This is a genomic window from Pradoshia sp. Z5_111, from assembly GCF_058267535.1.
In genome coordinates, this window is sequence record NZ_JBZCPQ010000015.1 from 1 (window position 1) to 15,886 (window position 15,886).

Here is a 15,886-nt window from a genome sequence, read left to right on the forward strand (position 1 = left end):
TATGACTTCCAATGTCGGAGCTCATAGTTTGAAAAAGAATCGATATGTTGGGTTCAATATGCAGGATCAAGGCCAGGTCATGGAAGAATTAAAACGCGCTTTCCGTCCGGAATTCCTAAACAGAATTGATGAGATTATTGTGTTCCACTCTCTGGAAAAAGAGCATTTGAAATCAATTGTTACGCTGCTGGGTGACCAGTTAATCAAACGCTTAGCTGAGCAGGAAATTAATCTTAAGTTGACGGAAGCAGCAAAAGAAAAAATTGTAGAAGAAGGCTATGATCCTGATTATGGAGCACGTCCTTTGAGAAGATCTATTCAAAAACATGTTGAAGACTTCTTATCAGAACAACTGTTGAAAGGAAAGATTGAAAAAGGTAAAAAAATTACTATCGATGTGGTTGATGGTGAGTTTACTGCCAAAACAGGGGATGAAGTAATAGCTGGTAAGTAACAAATAGTGGTTTGAGGGCACTGCCATAGGGTTGTGCCCTTTCCTTACAGATAGCTATAAATACTTTATAATGACAAATAATAAGAATAAGAATAGCGATATAATCCGTAAAATAAAAGAGTAAGTATATAATTAGTTAATTTATTCCCCGGAGAGGATTAAAAGAAATATGGCAAAAAAGAAAACGAAATTTATCTGCCAAAGTTGTGGTTACGAATCAGCGAAATGGATGGGGAAATGCCCTGGCTGTAATGAATGGAATACCATGACAGAGGAAATTGAAATAACAGCTAATAAAAATCAGAGACGTACAGCTTTTACCCATTCGGATCAATCAATGGCGAAACCTACATCGATTACTTCCATAGGTACGGAGCAGGAACCACGCGTTTTGACAGATTCAAATGAACTCAATCGTGTTTTGGGTGGAGGAATTGTACCAGGATCCTTGTTATTGATAGGTGGAGATCCGGGAATTGGAAAATCCACTTTATTGCTGCAAGTTTCATCCCAGCTAGCGAATAATAATTATGATGTTTTGTACATATCTGGTGAAGAATCAGTGAAGCAAACAAAATTAAGGGCTGTTAGGCTGGGTGTATCTTCAGATCATCTCTATGTTTATTCTGAAACAGATATGGGGATGATTGAACAAGCTATCAATGAAATGAACCCTAATTTCGTCATAATCGACTCTATTCAAACGGTGTTCCATCCTGATGTAACATCTGCTCCAGGCAGTGTATCACAGGTTCGTGAATGTACAGCTGAATTAATGAGATTGGCTAAGACAAAGGGAATTGCAATATTTATTGTTGGCCATGTTACAAAAGAAGGTAATATTGCCGGACCGAGACTATTGGAACATATGGTGGATACTGTACTCTATTTTGAAGGGGAACGTCATCATACTTTCCGCATTCTAAGGGCAGTCAAAAACAGATTTGGTTCTACAAATGAAATGGGTATTTTTGAAATGAAGGAAGAAGGACTGGAGGAAGTTTTGAATCCTTCGGAGATATTCCTCGAAGAACGTTCTCAGGGTGCAGCTGGTTCAACAGTCGTAGCTTCGATGGAAGGAACACGGCCCATACTTGTAGAGATACAAGCCCTCATTTCTCCATCTATTTTTCCTAATCCAAGAAGGATGGCAACAGGAATTGACCATAACCGTGTCTCTTTGTTAATGGCTGTGCTGGAGAAAAGAGTAGGTCTCTTACTTCAAAACCAAGATGCATATTTAAAGGTCACTGGTGGAGTAAAGCTGGGTGAGCCTGCTGTAGATTTGGCCGTAATAGTCAGTATAGCTTCAGGCTTTAGAGATGTACCTACTAGAGCAACGGATTGCATTGTTGGTGAAGTTGGATTAACCGGTGAAGTTAGAAGGGTATCGCGTATTGAACAAAGAGTAAAGGAAGCAGCAAAGCTTGGATTTGAGCGTATTATCGTGCCTGCCAATAACTTGGGCGGCTGGAGACCTCCATCAGAAATCAAAGTGATTGGTGTCAATTCGGTAAGCGAAGCTTTAAAATATGCATTAGGGGGTTAAGTTAATGGATAAAAAGGCAGCAGAAAAAGCCAAGGCGCAAATCATTCAATTGGTATCCCCAGGCACCCCCTTTAGAGAGGGATTAGATAATGTTTTGCGTGCCAATACGGGTGGATTAATTGTGGTTGGATATAACGATAAAGTTAAATCCCTTGTAGATGGAGGATTTAAAATCGGCTGCCCTTTTTCACCCAGCTATCTATATGAATTAGCTAAAATGGATGGAGCCATTATCCTTAATGAGAAAGTGGAGACCATTATGCTTGCGAATGCCCATCTTGTACCGGATAAAACGATACCTTCAATGGAGACCGGAATGAGACACCGAACAGCCGAGAGAATTGCTAAAGAGACGAAGGCGTTGGTAATAGCTATTTCTCAACGGAGAAATATCATTACTCTTTATCAAGGCAACTTTCGATACGTACTGAGAGAATTGTCTGTGATATTAACAAAGGCTAATCAAGCGATGCAAACGCTTGAACGGTATCGGTCTGTTTTGCAGGAAAGTATTCATAATTTAAGTAAGCTTGAATTTGAAGAGATGGTAACATATGCGGATATTCTATATGTAATGCAGAGGCTTATAATGGTTATGAGAATTAAAACCGAGCTTTTGATTTATATGAATGAATTAGGTGTTGAAGGAAGGCTGCTGCGTTTGCAATTACATGAAATGCTGCATGTGGTGGAACAGGAAGTAATGCTTGTTTTAAAGGATTACACTATTGATCCGGAGGGCCTTAAGCCAGAACAGGTTTTTCAGGCATTTGTTGATTTATCCTATTCAGAATCTGTTGAGGATACAGCTATTATGAAAACACTTGGATATACAGGGTTTGTACCGATGGAACAAATCGTCTCACCCTGTGGGTATCGTGCGCTTCATAAGATACCTAGGCTGCCCTTCAGTATCATTCATAATCTCGTAAAGAGGTTTGGGAAGCTATCTAATTTGTTGAATGCAAGCGTAGCGGATTTGGATGACGTAGAGGGTATAGGAGAAGTAAGAGCTAAAAAAATCCACCATGGGCTGAGACATATAAAAACAGAAATTGGGCAGCACAGCTTATAAGATAAAATATGGAAGTCCTGACATCTGTTTGACGTATAATCAGGTTATAATAATAGATAATGCATAAAAAAGTCTGATATATGCTTTTTGTTACAGTGTAGTTACATCTTCTTTACATCAAGTTAATTAATGGGTAAAAACTATTAAAGGATGAAAGTCCTCGTTTATAATTATTAATGGGAGGTGAAAGAATGTTAAAAAGAATTATACAACTGTGTTTCTTAATCGTAGGAGGAGCCGTAGGAATCATCGTATTGCCAGATTTATTTTCATTAATTACAGATAATTCATTTATTACTAATCCTATTTTTACTGGTTTCGCAGGTGCAATTATTTTTTATATCATTACTTTCTGGATGGTTGATCATGTAGTACATTTCATTAAATGGGTGGAAGAACAATTAATTATTGCTCCCATCACGGATATTATATTTGGAAGTTTGGGGCTCCTACTTGGCCTTCTATTGGCCTTCCTTATTGGTCTTCCGCTGAATTCAATTCAGGTACCGATCATTAACACAGTCGCTCCAATTCTCTTAACGTTAATATTTGGTTATTTAGGCTTCCAGGTAGGATTTAAAAAACGGGATGAGCTAACCAATCTTGTGACTAACTCGGTTAAAACAAAGAAAAAGGGTACAGAACAAGATGGCGATACAGAAACAGCTCCATCCAATATAAAAAGGAAAGTTCTCGATACAAGTGTGATTATCGATGGACGTATAGCAGATATTTGTAAAACTGGCTTTTTGGAAGGACCTATTGTTATCCCACAATTTGTGCTTGGTGAATTGCAGCATATTGCTGATTCTTCCGATGCTTTGAAAAGAACAAGGGGAAGAAGAGGATTGGATATCCTCAATAAAATCCAAAAAGAACTTCCAATTGAAGTCGAGATGTATGAAGGTGACTTTGAAGATATACAGGAAGTAGATAGTAAGCTCGTCAAATTAGCCAAGGTATTAGACGGAATTGTTGTGACCAATGACTTCAATTTGAATAAAGTTTGTGAATTTCAAAATGTCCAGGTGTTAAATATTAATGATTTAGCAAATGCGGTTAAACCGGTTGTTATTCCAGGTGAAGAAATGCTCGTACAGGTTATAAAAGATGGGAAAGAGCAAAATCAGGGTGTAGCTTATCTCGATGATGGAACGATGATTGTGGTAGAAGAAGGCCGAAATTATATCGGCAAGAAGATTGAGGTCATTGTTACATCCGTTTTACAGACTTCGGCTGGACGTATGATATTTGCGAAACCAAAATTAATGGAAAAAGCATTATAAAAGAAATAGCTTTGAATGATTAGGAGTAGAAGATGGACTATGAAGTGATTATCCCTGCAGCTGGGCAAGGAAAGAGAATGAAGGCAAGTAAAAATAAGCTTTGGATTGAACTGAAAAACAGCCCGATTATCGCACATACCTTGTCTGTGTTCGGCACTGATAAGTGTTGTAAACAAATTATTTTGCCAATCAATCCCGCTGAAAAAGAAGAATTTGATAGGCTGATCAAAACATTATCACTACCGATTCCTGTTGTATTGATAAACGGCGGCAGTGAGCGGCAATATAGTGTCAGCAATGGGTTGGAAGCCTTAAGTGACGAGGCAGAAATCGTCCTCGTGCATGATGGAGCCAGACCGTTTATTAATCATTCAATGTTAAGGAACTTAATTGCTGATGCAAAAGAGTTCGGTGCAAGCGTGTTAGCTGTACCTGTTAAGGATACGATTAAACAAGTCAGAGATACTATGGTAGAGAAAACAATCGATCGATCAAGCTTGTGGGCAATCCAAACCCCGCAAGCTTTTCGTGTGTCCCTATTAAAAGAGGCACATGAGGCAGCGGCTGCCGCAAATTACCTTGGAACAGATGATGCGAGTCTAGTTGAGCAAATCGGGAAGAGGGTAGCCATAACAGAAGGGAATTACGATAATATTAAAATCACCACACCAGAGGATCTATATTTTGCAGAAGCGATTCTGGAGAAAAACGTAAAAGGAGACCGCCATGTTTAGAATAGGACAAGGTTTTGATGTACATCAACTAGTAGAAGGACGACCACTGATTATTGGGGGTATCACAATTCCTCATGAAAAAGGATTGCTTGGACATTCTGATGCGGATGTTCTGCTTCATACTGTAGCAGATGCATGTCTGGGAGCTGTGGCAGAGGGAGATATCGGCAAGCATTTTCCGGATACTGACCCGGCTTTTAAAGATGCCGATTCTAAAAAGCTTTTAACTCATGTATGGGAACTTGTGAAGCAAAAGGGATATAAACTGGGCAATATTGATTGCACAATTATTGCAGAGCGGCCAAAAATGCGCCCTTATATTGACCAAATGCGTGAAGTGATCGCCGGTCTACTTGAAGGTGACATGGAACAAGTAAACGTAAAAGCTACTACAACTGAAAAGCTCGGATTTCCGGGCAGAGGTGAGGGCATAGCGGCTCAAGCTACGGTTCTTTTAATAAAAGAATAGAACTGGTGGTTTTAAACAAGATTAAAATAGTGGTAAAATGAATCCTACTTAGGTACTTTATCATTTGGGAGGAAATATTAATGACTAGCAGTATACGTGTTCGGTACGCTCCAAGTCCGACTGGACATCTTCATATCGGTAATGCCAGAACAGCTTTATTTAACTATTTATTTGCACGCAGCCAGGGTGGCAGCTTTGTTATAAGGATTGAAGATACAGACCAAAAAAGAAATATTGCCGGTGGAGAAGAAAGCCAATTAAAGTATTTGAAATGGCTGGGCATGGATTGGGATGAAAGTGTCGATGTACCAGGTGCATATGGACCTTATCGCCAATCTGAACGTACTCATATTTATGAGGAATATTATCGTGATCTTATTAAAAGAGATATGGCTTATAAATGCTATTGCACAGAAGAAGAACTAGAACAAGAACGTGCGGAACAGATGGAACGTAATGAAACTCCGGCTTATTCGGGTAAATGTCGCCATCTGACAGAAGAAGACCATGCAAGGCTCGAAGCAGAAGGCAGAAAACCAAGCATTCGCTTTGTTGTTCCAAAAGGTAAAGTATATACATTCAATGATATGGTTAAAGGTGATGTGTCGTTTGAATCTGATGGCATCGGAGACTTTGTCATTATCAAAAAAGATGGAATTCCTACGTATAACTTTGCAGTAGCAATTGATGATCATTTGATGGAAATATCTCATGTACTTCGTGGAGATGACCATATTACTAATACACCTAAGCAACTGATGGTCTATGAAGCCTTTGGATGGGAGCCCCCTGTTTTTGGCCATATGACATTGATTGTCAATGAAAGCCGTAAAAAATTAAGTAAGCGTGATGAATCTATTATCCAGTTTATCGAGCAATATGAAGAACTTGGCTATTTGCCTGAGGCTCTATTTAATTTTATTGCGCTTTTGGGATGGTCTCCAAGCGGCGAAGAAGAAATCTTCTCGAAGGAAGAGTTTATTTCAATCTTTGATGCAGACCGATTATCTAAATCACCAGCTTTGTTTGATAAACAAAAGCTTACGTGGATGAATAATCAATACATGAAAAAGGTTGATACGGAACGAGTGCTTGAATTGGCGTTGCCTCATTTACAGGAAGCAGGTCTTGTACCAACTGAAATGTCTGAGGAAGAACATCATTGGGTACAAAAGCTTATAGCTTTATATCAGGATCAAATGAGCTACGGAGCAGAAATCGTGGACCTATCAAACATCTTCTTTAAGAAAGAGATTGTTTATAATGATGAAGCGAAGGAAATACTGGGGGAAGAACAGGTTCCTGAGGTATTGAAGGCCTTCCTTGAAGAAGTAAAGAGTATGCCTGAATTTGTTGACAGTGAGATTAAGGCAGCAATTAAACGAGTGCAAAAAGAAACAGGTCATAAAGGCAAAAAATTATTTATGCCTATCCGTGTAGCGGTTACTGGACAAGCTCATGGTCCTGATCTGCCAAAAGCAATCGAGCTTTTCGGCCGTGATCGAGTGATTTCTCAAATAGAAGAACTTTTACGTTAACATTTTAACTGTAATATAATATAGTATAATTAAACATTTATACTTAAAGTGATGAATGGGGATAAGTAGGATTAAAGAAGATGTTTATTAGAGAATAACCATCATTGGCTGGAAATGGTTATAACCTCTCTTAATCTGAATGCACCCCTGAGCCCTTCTTTGAACGTCTGATAATAAGGTCAGTAGAGGAAGGCGGCATACCCATTGTCGTTATAAAGGGGAAAGTTGGAGCTCGATACTTAAGCTCAAACAGAGTGGAACCGCGCTTATAAGCGTCTCTGTCTTTTGGACAGGGCGCTTTTTTTATGCAAAAAATGGCCGGTGGTATAGAAACAGGATGTTTATTATACGATCTTTAGGGAGGAAGTTACCGTGTTCCCATCTTTCGTAAAGTACATCTCTAGATAGAGAATGTTTTTGCTTTTATGCGTTTAAGGAGGGGTAACATCATGTGGAAACGGTTAAAAGAAGATATAGATGTTATATTTGAACAGGATCCTGCAGCAAGATCGACAATTGAAATCATCCTGACCTATTCAGGTTTACATGCTATCTGGAATCATCGAATTGCTCATTTTTTTTATAAGAGAAATTTCAAATTTATTGCCAGGGTCATTTCCCAGTTTAGCCGATTTTTAACCGGTATAGAGATACATCCGGGAGCGACAATCGGCAGGCGCTTTTTTATTGATCATGGCATGGGTGTCGTTATTGGAGAAACTTGCGAGATTGGTGATAATGTGACTGTATACCAGGGGGTTACACTTGGAGGTACAGGTAAAGAGTCAGGCAAACGTCATCCAACAATTGAGGATAATGTATTGATTGCAACGGGGGCTAAAGTGCTCGGCTCCATCGTCATAGGGGAAAACTCGAAGGTTGGAGCGGGTTCAGTGGTTTTAAAAAATGTCCCTGCCAACTCAACGGTAGTCGGCATTCCCGGTAAGGTAGTTATCAAAGACGGCGTACGATTAAAACAAGATTTAAATCATCGGGACCTTCCTGACCCTGTAGAAGATCATTGCAATCGAATGGAACAGGAAATTGATATATTAAAGAAAGAGTTAATGGAATTGCGAAAGGAGTTAAATAAACGTGAGCGTTCAAATTTATAATACACTGACAAGAAAAAAGGAAACCTTTCAGCCAATTGAAGAGGGAAAGGTTAAGATGTATGTATGCGGTCCGACTGTATACAACTATATTCATATAGGGAATGCAAGGCCGGCGATCGTATTTGATACGGTCCGCAATTACTTACAATATAAAGGCTATGATGTAAAATTTGTTTCTAATTTTACAGATGTGGATGATAAGTTAATCAAAGCAGCTCGTGAACTGGGAGAAGAAGTACCGGCTACAGCTGACCGGTTTATTAAAGCTTATTTTGAGGATGTAGGGGCACTTGGATGCAAAAAGGCGGATGTGCATCCAAGGGTAATGGAAAACATGGATTTAATCATTGAATTTATTCAGGCTCTAATAGATAAAGGAATGGCTTATGAATCCAGTGGGGATGTGTACTACCGTACAAGAGATTTTAAAGATTATGGAAAGCTTTCGCACCAGTCCATAGATGAGCTGCGGGTAGGCGCGAGAATAGAAGTAGATGAACGGAAGCAGGATGCACTTGATTTCACTTTGTGGAAAGCGGCTAAAGATGGTGAAATTTCTTGGGATAGCCCATGGGGCAAAGGAAGACCGGGTTGGCATATCGAATGCTCTGCGATGGCTAAAAAATACTTAGGTGATACGATTGATATTCATGCTGGAGGTCAGGATTTAGCATTCCCTCACCATGAAAATGAAATTGCACAGACAGAAGCTTTAACCGAAAAGCCATTCGCAAATTATTGGATGCATAATGGCTATATTAATATTGATAATGAAAAAATGTCTAAATCTCTCGGTAATTTTGTAATGGTACATGATATTATTAAGCATCATGATCCGGCAGTATTAAGATTCTTTATCCTGTCCGTCCATTACAGAAATCCAATTAATTACAGTGAAGAGTTATTAGAGTCCACGAAGATTTCATTGGACCGCTTGCGAACTACTTACGAAAACTTAAAACACCGCCAAACGGCAAGCACGAATATTACTCATAACGATGCGGAATGGTTCGAGAAAATCGGAGAATTGCATGGAATGTTTGAAGAAGCAATGGATGATGATTTCAATACTGCAAATGCTATTTCGGTATTGTTTGAATTATCAAGGCAAGGTAATTATTATCTGTTGGAAAAAGTGACCTCTGATGCGGTTATTGAAGCATTTTTGAATGAGTTTCGCATTTTATTTGATGTACTGGGTATTCAGCTTGAAGTTGAACAATCGCTTGATGCTATGGTAGAAAAATTAATTGAAGAACGTAATCGGGCAAGAAAAGAACGTAACTTTACTCGCTCTGACGAGATTAGAGATGAGCTAAAAGCAATGAATATTATTTTGGAAGATACTGCCCAAGGTACACGCTGGAAACGGGGATAAAAAGAATGCTTGAGGACTTAAAGAAATTAGATGTAACGGCTTTGGGAAGTTTGGCCCTGGCCTATATTGGAGATGCGGTATATGAAGTATATATCCGCCATCATCTGCTATCTATTGGACAAGTAAAACCAAACAGGCTTCATAAAGAAGCGACTAAGTATGTATCTGCCAAATCACAGAGTGCAGTTGTACATTATTTATTAAACGAGCATCTTCTGACCGAAGAGGAAGAAGCTGTTATACGCCGAGGGAGGAATGCTAAGTCAGGCACAATCCCCAAAAATACAGATGTGCAAACATATCGATACAGTACAGCTTTTGAAGCATTAATTGGTTATCTATATGGGAACAAGAATCAGGAACGTCTTGATGAAATTATAGAGTTGGCGATTCAATTTAAAGAGAGGAGTGAAGTGCAGAGATGAGCGATGATTTAATTATGGGACGTAATACCGTCTTGGAAGCATTGCGGTCAAAACGCGATATCCATAAGATTTGGATTGCAGAAGGAGCCACGAAAGGGCAGATTCAGCAGGTAATCGCGGTTGCAAAAGAAAATAAGATTATGATACAAACAGCACCAAAGAAAAAACTGGATCAAATGATTGAGGGGAATCACCAAGGAGTTATTGCTCAGGTGGCTGCCTATCAATATGCAGAAATTGATGACATGTTTAAGTTGGCGGAATCGAGACAGGAAGACCCGTTCATTCTATTGCTTGATGAATTAGAGGATCCGCACAATCTGGGTTCTATCTTAAGGACAGCTGATGCATCCGGTGTTCATGGTATCATTATTCCGAAGCGGAGAGCGGTTGGGTTAACAGCTACAGTTGCTAAATCATCGACTGGGGCAATTGAACATATCCCGGTTGCACGCGTAACGAATTTATCACGCACGATAGAAGATTTAAAGGAACGCGGTGTATGGATTGCTGGTACAGATGCGAAGGGAAGCCAGGATTATCGGTTGATGGATGGAACGATGCCTCTTGGAATTGTGATTGGTAGTGAAGGGAAAGGAATCAGCCGAGTAATTAAAGAAAAATGCGATTTCTTATATCACTTGCCAATGGTGGGGCATGTTACCTCTCTCAATGCAAGTGTGGCGGCCAGCTTGCTGATGTATGAAGTATATCGAAAGCGATATCCGCTAGAGGGATAAAGATGGAAACCATACTGGTGGTAGATGGCTATAATATCATAGGAGCATGGCCTGATTTGCGCAAGCTGCGCGATCAGGACCTTGCTGCCGCTAGAGACCGTTTAATTGAAATGATGGCTGAGTTTCAAGGTTTTTCCGGACACCGGGTCATAATAGTATTTGATGCTTACTTCGTACAGGGAATGGAGAAAAAGTATAGAAATTCAAAAGTTGATGTTATTTTTACAAAGGAAAATGAAACAGCTGATGAATGTATCGAAAGGCTGGCTTCTAAATTAATAAAAATAAATACTCGTGTGTATGTTGCGACATCAGATTACACGGAGCAGCGAACCATCTTTGCGCAGGGGGCTTATCGGAAATCTGCCCGTGAACTGTTGCAGGAGATGGAATATGTAGAAAAAGAGATTGAAAAAAAGGTCGTGCAAACAAAGGATGAACAGCCTGTATCAAGGATCCCGTTAAGTCGAGAAGTGTCGGAAATGTTCGAAAAATGGAGAAGAGGAAATCTGTGAGGGCATTGACGCTATAAAAACGCTTACTGTATAATATTGCTATCTTTGGTATCTTACGGAGGGATCGGTGTGGCAATTTCTATCGGGGTAATGCTGGATGATGATTATGGTCATATGGAAGATGAACTGCTAGTCGACCGGGTTCATCAAGGGGACAGCGGGGCCCTGGATTTTTTGATCCACAAATACAGAAACTTTGTAAGGGCTAAAGCGAGAACTTATTTTTTAATAGGTGCAGATAAAGAAGATATTGTACAGGAAGGTATGATTGGTTTATTCAAAGCTATCCGAGATTATAAGGAGGACAAGCTTACATCCTTTAAAGCGTTTGCCGAGCTCTGTATTACCAGGCAAATTATTACGGCTATTAAAACTGCGACAAGGCAGAAACATATACCGCTCAATTCCTATGTTTCTTTGGACAAGCCTATCTATGATGAAGAATCAGATCGTACATTGATGGATGTTATAACAGGTGTTAAAGTCATGGATCCAGAGGAATTAATTATTAATCAAGAAGAATTTGATTATATTGAGCTTAAAATGAGCGAGCTGCTAAGTGATCTGGAACGAAAAGTCCTGTCTCTGTACTTAGATGGACAATCCTATCAAGAGATATCAGAGGAATTGGATAGGCATGTCAAATCAATTGATAATGCATTGCAAAGAGTAAAGCGTAAATTGGAGAGGTATCTAGAAGTCCGTTAATTTAGTATATTCATAGGGTTATATCTTTACCCCGCTTATTGACAGACAATTTCCTACATGATAAATTTGTAGTGGACTTCTTAATTAAGATAAAGGTGCATTTTATGAATAAAAAAGTTATCATCGCATGTACAAAATGCGGTTCAAGGAATTATTCAACGAATCATAACCAGTCTAACCAAGAAAAGGTGCGGCTGGAGCTTAATAAATTTTGTAAAACTTGTAATACGCACACACCTCATAAACAAACAATCTAATGACTAGGATTGTAAAACTGTATTGGCTGGAGGTTTCAAATTAATGCGACGCATTCTAGAATTCTTCCGAGGCGTTTCTCGAGAAATGAAAAAGGTAAGCTGGCCTAAGAAAAAAGAGCTTACAACCTATACGATAACTGTATTATCAACGGTCATCATTATGGCAGTGTTTTTTGCGGTTGTTGATCTAGGGCTATCCGAACTTATTCGTGTCATTCTTAAATAGTGAATAAACGACATAAAACATGGTATAATGAAAACTAGCATAAGAAAAGACTTGAAAGCCCGGAAACGGGTTTTTTAATTTGTCTAAAAAATAGATTCGATACAGAGCATTAATCTGCTGGATTTAAAATTTGCGCAAAAATTAAAAAATAACAGCTGACAAGATATATTTGAATATCACTGTTTACAAGGAGGGAAGGACGTTTAGTCCTAATAGAATATGGAGAAAAATTGGTATGTTGTTCATACGTATTCCGGATATGAAAATAAAGTTAAAGCAAACTTAGAAAAACGTGTAGAATCAATGGGTATGCAAGATAAAATCTTCCGTGTCATTGTTCCGGAAGAAGAAGAGACTGATTTCAAAAATGGTAAAAAGAAAGTAGTTAAGAAAAAAGTATTTCCAGGATATGTACTCGTGGAAATTGTTATGACAGACGATTCTTGGTATGTTGTCCGCAATACACCAGGCGTAACTGGGTTTGTAGGTTCAACTGGATCAGGCTCCAAGCCGGTTGCTTTAATGCCTGAAGAAGCAGCAGTGATTCTGAAAAGAATGGGTATGGACGAAAAAAGAATTGAAATCGATTTGTTTATTGGTGATTCAGTTAAAGTTAAGGAAGGTCCTTTCGCTGAATTTGCTGGTACAATAGAAGAGTTGGACAAGGCTAAGGGTAAACTGAAAGTTCTTGTTAATATGTTTGGCCGCGATACCCCGGTTGAATTGGATTTTGACCAGGTGGAAAAATTATAATCCTGAAAAACTTGCCTTTCATATTAAAAAGTGATAATATTTCTAGGGTCAGTATGTCTCAAGACAGAGACCTGAACTAATGGTAAATTCTTTATGAGTGAAATAAAGAATGATTGTATATTTGAGTGGGAGGGCAAAGCCCAATTACCACATCACGGACGATAAGGAGGTGTGTCTCGTGGCTAAAAAAGTAATTAAAATCGTGAAATTGCAGATTCCTGCAGCTAAAGCTAATCCAGCTCCACCGGTTGGTCCAGCATTGGGTCAAGCAGGTGTTAACATCATGGGTTTCTGTAAAGAGTTTAATGCTCGTACAGCAGAACAAGCAGGTCTAATCATTCCTGTTGAAATCACAGTATTTGAAGACCGTTCTTTCACTTTTATTACAAAAACTCCTCCAGCGGCTGTTCTTCTTAAGAAAGCAGCAGGAATTGAGTCTGGTTCTGGTGAACCAAACCGTAATAAAGTGGCAACAGTTAAGCGTGACAAAGTACGTGAAATCGCTGAATCCAAAATGCCTGACTTAAATGCAGCAAGTGTTGAATCAGCTATGCGTATGGTAGAAGGTACTGCACGCAGTATGGGAATTGTCATCGAAGACTAATTGTTGTATGGAGGTTGCGAATGTACGGTACTTCGCAACCTTTTTCGTGGGAGGTCAATTCCGTTAAAACCACAATATTAGGAGGATATAATAATGGCTAAGAAAACTAAAAAATACGCTGAAGCTATTCAGCTTATCGATCGTACAAAAGCTTATTCCGTAACAGAAGCAATTGAATTAGCGAAGAAAACAAGCTTCACTAAATTCGATGCAACTGTAGAAGTAGCATTCCGTCTTGGAGTTGATCCTAAGAAAGCTGATCAACAAATCCGTGGAGCGGTTGTACTTCCAAACGGTACTGGTAAAACACAACGTGTATTAGTATTTGCTAAAGGTGAAAAGCTTAAAGAAGCTGAAGCTGCAGGTGCTGATTATGTTGGAGATACTGACTACATCAACAAAATCCAACAAGGTTGGTTTGACTTTGATGTTATCGTAGCAACACCTGATATGATGGGTGAAGTTGGTAAATTAGGTCGTGTATTAGGACCTAAAGGTTTAATGCCAAACCCTAAAACAGGAACTGTTACATTTGATGTTGAAAAAGCAATCAATGAAATCAAAGCTGGTAAAGTAGAATACCGCGTTGATAAAGCAGGTAACATTCATGTTCCTATCGGAAAAGTTTCCTTTGAAGATAGCAAGCTAGTTGAAAACTTCACTACAATTTTTGAAACTCTTCAAAAAGCGAAGCCAGCAGCAGCTAAAGGAACTTACATGAAGAATGTAGCAGTGACTACAACTATGGGACCTGGAATCAAGGTAGATCCTTCTTCTTTCTAAGCTAAAAAATAAAATTTGACAACAGGGTATTTATTTAATATAATTACAAATGTTGTTATAAATAAATTTAACATTTATGCCATAGACAGCAGGTGCTGGTTAAAGCTTAATTTCCTGCCGAGGTATTCGATCATAATAGAACTATTTTGTTCGGACTATCATCGTACCTCCATGTCTGTCATGATATGGAGGTTTTTTTACGGGTGTGAATGGTAACATTCTACAGGAGGTGTTAATATGAGCAATGCGAATAATGTTAATGCAAAGAAACAAATTGTTGATGAAATCGCTGGTAAACTGAAAGACAGTGTATCCACAGTTGTTGTTGACTACCGTGGTTTAAACGTTGCTGAAGTTACAGAACTTCGTAAACAATTACGTGAAGCTGGCATCGAGTTCAAAGTTTACAAAAACTCCATGACTCGCCGTGCTGCTGATCAAGTTGAACTTTCTGACCTTAACGAAGCTCTTACTGGACCAAATGCGATTGCATTCAGTACTGAGGACGTTGTAGCTCCGGCTAAAATCTTGAACGACTTCGCTAAAAAACACGAAGCTCTAGAAATTAAAGCAGGTGTAATCGAAGGAAACGTTGCAACTGTTGAAGAAGTTAAAGCTCTTGCAGAACTTCCATCTCGCGAAGGTTTGCTTTCTATGTTGCTCAGCGTGCTTCAAGCACCTATCCGCAACTTGGCACTTGCTACAAAAGCAGTGGCAGAACAAAAAGAAGAACAAGGAGCTTAATTGCTTCTTGATTAGAAATACGTATACAACGATTTATTAAAAACTAAGGAGGAACTTATAATGACTAAAGAACAAATCATTGAAGCAGTTAAAAATATGACTGTTTTAGAACTTAACGATCTTGTAAAAGCAATTGAAGAAGAATTTGGCGTAACTGCAGCTGCTCCTGTAGCTATGGTTGGTGCTGCTGGCGGAGAAGCTGCAGCTGAAAAAACTGAATTTGATGTTGTTCTAGCTAGCGCTGGAGATCAAAAAATCAAAGTTATCAAAGTAGTACGTGAAATCACTGGCCTTGGTCTTAAAGAAGCTAAAGAAGTTGTTGATAACACTCCTAAAGCTATCAAAGAAGGCGTTTCTAAAGACGAAGCTGAAGAAATCAAAGCTAAACTTGAAGAAGTTGGCGCTGGTGTAGAAGTTAAGTAATTTTACACACTCATATGAAAAGGCTCGCTGCAAATACAGCGGGCTTTTTCTGACTTTAGAAATAAAAGTTGGAATTTAGGTTTTCGTTAAAACGATCCGAAATGCAATTG

At 38.9% G+C, this 15,886-nt stretch carries 20 protein-coding genes and 2 other annotated features; all 20 genes read left to right on the forward strand.

Features of this window, described 5'->3' with window-relative positions:
• A partial coding sequence (locus tag AC4D4A_RS18155; protein ID WP_490997158.1) for a ClpB D2-like domain containing protein occupies window positions 1–454 on the forward strand: 454 nt, incomplete at its 5' end.
• Window positions 455–623: 169 nt separating this feature from the next.
• Entirely contained in the window at window positions 624–2,003 is a 1,380-nt protein-coding gene (gene radA, locus AC4D4A_RS18160; RefSeq protein ID WP_490997159.1) for a DNA repair protein RadA, read from the forward strand.
• Window positions 2,004–2,007: 4 nt separating this feature from the next.
• The gene (disA, locus tag AC4D4A_RS18165; RefSeq protein ID WP_490997160.1) at window positions 2,008–3,078 is read left to right on the forward strand and encodes a DNA integrity scanning diadenylate cyclase DisA; all 1,071 of its coding nucleotides are present in this window, start codon (window positions 2,008–2,010) and stop codon (window positions 3,076–3,078) included.
• Window positions 3,079–3,269: 191 nt separating this feature from the next.
• The gene (locus tag AC4D4A_RS18170; RefSeq protein ID WP_490997161.1) at window positions 3,270–4,364 is read left to right on the forward strand and encodes a PIN/TRAM domain-containing protein; all 1,095 of its coding nucleotides are present in this window, start codon (window positions 3,270–3,272) and stop codon (window positions 4,362–4,364) included.
• A gap of 32 nt (window positions 4,365–4,396) precedes the next feature.
• Entirely contained in the window at window positions 4,397–5,098 is a 702-nt protein-coding gene (gene ispD / locus AC4D4A_RS18175; protein ID WP_490997162.1) for a 2-C-methyl-D-erythritol 4-phosphate cytidylyltransferase, read from the forward strand.
• Entirely contained in the window at window positions 5,091–5,567 is a 477-nt protein-coding gene (gene ispF / locus AC4D4A_RS18180) for a 2-C-methyl-D-erythritol 2,4-cyclodiphosphate synthase (protein WP_490997163.1), read from the forward strand. The genes ispD and ispF overlap by 8 nt, the downstream gene beginning before the upstream one ends.
• A gap of 80 nt (window positions 5,568–5,647) precedes the next feature.
• The gene (gene gltX, locus AC4D4A_RS18185) at window positions 5,648–7,105 is read left to right on the forward strand and encodes a glutamate--tRNA ligase (protein ID WP_490997164.1); all 1,458 of its coding nucleotides are present in this window, start codon (window positions 5,648–5,650) and stop codon (window positions 7,103–7,105) included.
• 42 nt (window positions 7,106–7,147) lie between these two features.
• Window positions 7,148–7,388: a binding site (T-box leader), on the forward strand.
• 166 nt (window positions 7,389–7,554) lie between these two features.
• Window positions 7,555–8,220: a serine O-acetyltransferase gene (cysE, locus tag AC4D4A_RS18190; RefSeq protein ID WP_490997165.1), complete on the forward strand. Its 666-nt coding sequence runs from the start codon at window positions 7,555–7,557 to the stop codon at window positions 8,218–8,220.
• Window positions 8,201–9,598, forward strand: coding sequence for a cysteine--tRNA ligase (cysS, locus tag AC4D4A_RS18195; protein ID WP_490997166.1), 1,398 nt, complete (start codon window positions 8,201–8,203; stop codon window positions 9,596–9,598). Before cysE ends, cysS begins: the two co-directional genes overlap by 20 nt.
• A gap of 5 nt (window positions 9,599–9,603) precedes the next feature.
• The gene (locus AC4D4A_RS18200; protein ID WP_490997167.1) at window positions 9,604–10,023 is read left to right on the forward strand and encodes a Mini-ribonuclease 3; all 420 of its coding nucleotides are present in this window, start codon (window positions 9,604–9,606) and stop codon (window positions 10,021–10,023) included.
• Window positions 10,020–10,763 carry a 23S rRNA (guanosine(2251)-2'-O)-methyltransferase RlmB gene (rlmB, locus tag AC4D4A_RS18205; protein WP_066103041.1) on the forward strand — a complete coding sequence of 248 codons (744 nt, stop codon included), beginning with the start codon at window positions 10,020–10,022 and terminating at the stop codon, window positions 10,761–10,763. Before AC4D4A_RS18200 ends, rlmB begins: the two co-directional genes overlap by 4 nt.
• Window positions 10,764–10,765: 2 nt before the next feature.
• Window positions 10,766–11,278, forward strand: a complete 513-nt coding sequence (locus AC4D4A_RS18210) for an NYN domain-containing protein (protein WP_066103038.1) — start codon at window positions 10,766–10,768, stop codon at window positions 11,276–11,278.
• 90 nt (window positions 11,279–11,368) lie between these two features.
• The gene (gene sigH, locus AC4D4A_RS18215; RefSeq protein ID WP_066103081.1) at window positions 11,369–11,986 is read left to right on the forward strand and encodes an RNA polymerase sporulation sigma factor SigH; all 618 of its coding nucleotides are present in this window, start codon (window positions 11,369–11,371) and stop codon (window positions 11,984–11,986) included.
• Between the two features lie 104 nt (window positions 11,987–12,090).
• Entirely contained in the window at window positions 12,091–12,243 is a 153-nt protein-coding gene (gene rpmG / locus AC4D4A_RS18220) for a 50S ribosomal protein L33 (protein WP_077248002.1), read from the forward strand.
• Window positions 12,244–12,286: 43 nt separating this feature from the next.
• The gene (gene secE / locus AC4D4A_RS18225) at window positions 12,287–12,469 is read left to right on the forward strand and encodes a preprotein translocase subunit SecE (RefSeq protein ID WP_490997168.1); all 183 of its coding nucleotides are present in this window, start codon (window positions 12,287–12,289) and stop codon (window positions 12,467–12,469) included.
• Window positions 12,470–12,688: 219 nt separating this feature from the next.
• Window positions 12,689–13,222, forward strand: a complete 534-nt coding sequence (gene nusG, locus AC4D4A_RS18230) for a transcription termination/antitermination protein NusG (protein WP_066103031.1) — start codon at window positions 12,689–12,691, stop codon at window positions 13,220–13,222.
• A 178-nt stretch (window positions 13,223–13,400) separates the two neighbouring features.
• Window positions 13,401–13,826: a 50S ribosomal protein L11 gene (gene rplK / locus AC4D4A_RS18235; RefSeq protein WP_066103028.1), complete on the forward strand. Its 426-nt coding sequence runs from the start codon at window positions 13,401–13,403 to the stop codon at window positions 13,824–13,826.
• Window positions 13,827–13,919: 93 nt separating this feature from the next.
• Window positions 13,920–14,609 (forward strand): 50S ribosomal protein L1, encoded by a 690-nt coding sequence (gene rplA, locus AC4D4A_RS18240; protein WP_066103025.1) that lies wholly within the window; start codon window positions 13,920–13,922, stop codon window positions 14,607–14,609.
• Between the two features lie 61 nt (window positions 14,610–14,670).
• Window positions 14,671–14,816: a sequence feature (ribosomal protein L10 leader region), on the forward strand.
• Between the two features lie 30 nt (window positions 14,817–14,846).
• Window positions 14,847–15,353 carry a 50S ribosomal protein L10 gene (gene rplJ, locus AC4D4A_RS18245; RefSeq protein ID WP_066103022.1) on the forward strand — a complete coding sequence of 169 codons (507 nt, stop codon included), beginning with the start codon at window positions 14,847–14,849 and terminating at the stop codon, window positions 15,351–15,353.
• A 60-nt stretch (window positions 15,354–15,413) separates the two neighbouring features.
• A complete protein-coding gene (gene rplL, locus AC4D4A_RS18250; RefSeq protein WP_066103019.1) occupies window positions 15,414–15,776 on the forward strand; it encodes a 50S ribosomal protein L7/L12 in 363 nt (120 codons plus the stop codon).
• Window positions 15,777–15,886: the final 110 nt, after the last annotated feature.

What these genes read in the sequence shown, in the direction of transcription:
- ispD (WP_490997162.1), top strand. Translation starts at nt 4,397, where the DNA reads ATGGACTATGAAGTGATTATCCCTGCAGCTGGGCAAGGAAAGAGAATG.
- rplL (WP_066103019.1), top strand. Translation starts at nt 15,414, where the DNA reads ATGACTAAAGAACAAATCATTGAAGCAGTTAAAAATATGACTGTTTTA.
- AC4D4A_RS18200 (WP_490997167.1), top strand. Translation starts at nt 9,604, where the DNA reads ATGCTTGAGGACTTAAAGAAATTAGATGTAACGGCTTTGGGAAGTTTG.
- rplJ (WP_066103022.1), top strand. Translation starts at nt 14,847, where the DNA reads ATGAGCAATGCGAATAATGTTAATGCAAAGAAACAAATTGTTGATGAA.
- AC4D4A_RS18170 (WP_490997161.1), top strand. Translation starts at nt 3,270, where the DNA reads ATGTTAAAAAGAATTATACAACTGTGTTTCTTAATCGTAGGAGGAGCC.
- radA (WP_490997159.1), top strand. Translation starts at nt 624, where the DNA reads ATGGCAAAAAAGAAAACGAAATTTATCTGCCAAAGTTGTGGTTACGAA.
- sigH (WP_066103081.1), top strand. Translation starts at nt 11,369, where the DNA reads ATGCTGGATGATGATTATGGTCATATGGAAGATGAACTGCTAGTCGAC.
- secE (WP_490997168.1), top strand. Translation starts at nt 12,287, where the DNA reads ATGCGACGCATTCTAGAATTCTTCCGAGGCGTTTCTCGAGAAATGAAA.
- disA (WP_490997160.1), top strand. Translation starts at nt 2,008, where the DNA reads ATGGATAAAAAGGCAGCAGAAAAAGCCAAGGCGCAAATCATTCAATTG.
- cysE (WP_490997165.1), top strand. Translation starts at nt 7,555, where the DNA reads ATGTGGAAACGGTTAAAAGAAGATATAGATGTTATATTTGAACAGGAT.
- rpmG (WP_077248002.1), top strand. Translation starts at nt 12,091, where the DNA reads ATGAATAAAAAAGTTATCATCGCATGTACAAAATGCGGTTCAAGGAAT.
- AC4D4A_RS18210 (WP_066103038.1), top strand. Translation starts at nt 10,766, where the DNA reads ATGGAAACCATACTGGTGGTAGATGGCTATAATATCATAGGAGCATGG.
- ispF (WP_490997163.1), top strand. Translation starts at nt 5,091, where the DNA reads ATGTTTAGAATAGGACAAGGTTTTGATGTACATCAACTAGTAGAAGGA.
- rplA (WP_066103025.1), top strand. Translation starts at nt 13,920, where the DNA reads ATGGCTAAGAAAACTAAAAAATACGCTGAAGCTATTCAGCTTATCGAT.
- gltX (WP_490997164.1), top strand. Translation starts at nt 5,648, where the DNA reads ATGACTAGCAGTATACGTGTTCGGTACGCTCCAAGTCCGACTGGACAT.
- rlmB (WP_066103041.1), top strand. Translation starts at nt 10,020, where the DNA reads ATGAGCGATGATTTAATTATGGGACGTAATACCGTCTTGGAAGCATTG.
- nusG (WP_066103031.1), top strand. Translation starts at nt 12,689, where the DNA reads ATGGAGAAAAATTGGTATGTTGTTCATACGTATTCCGGATATGAAAAT.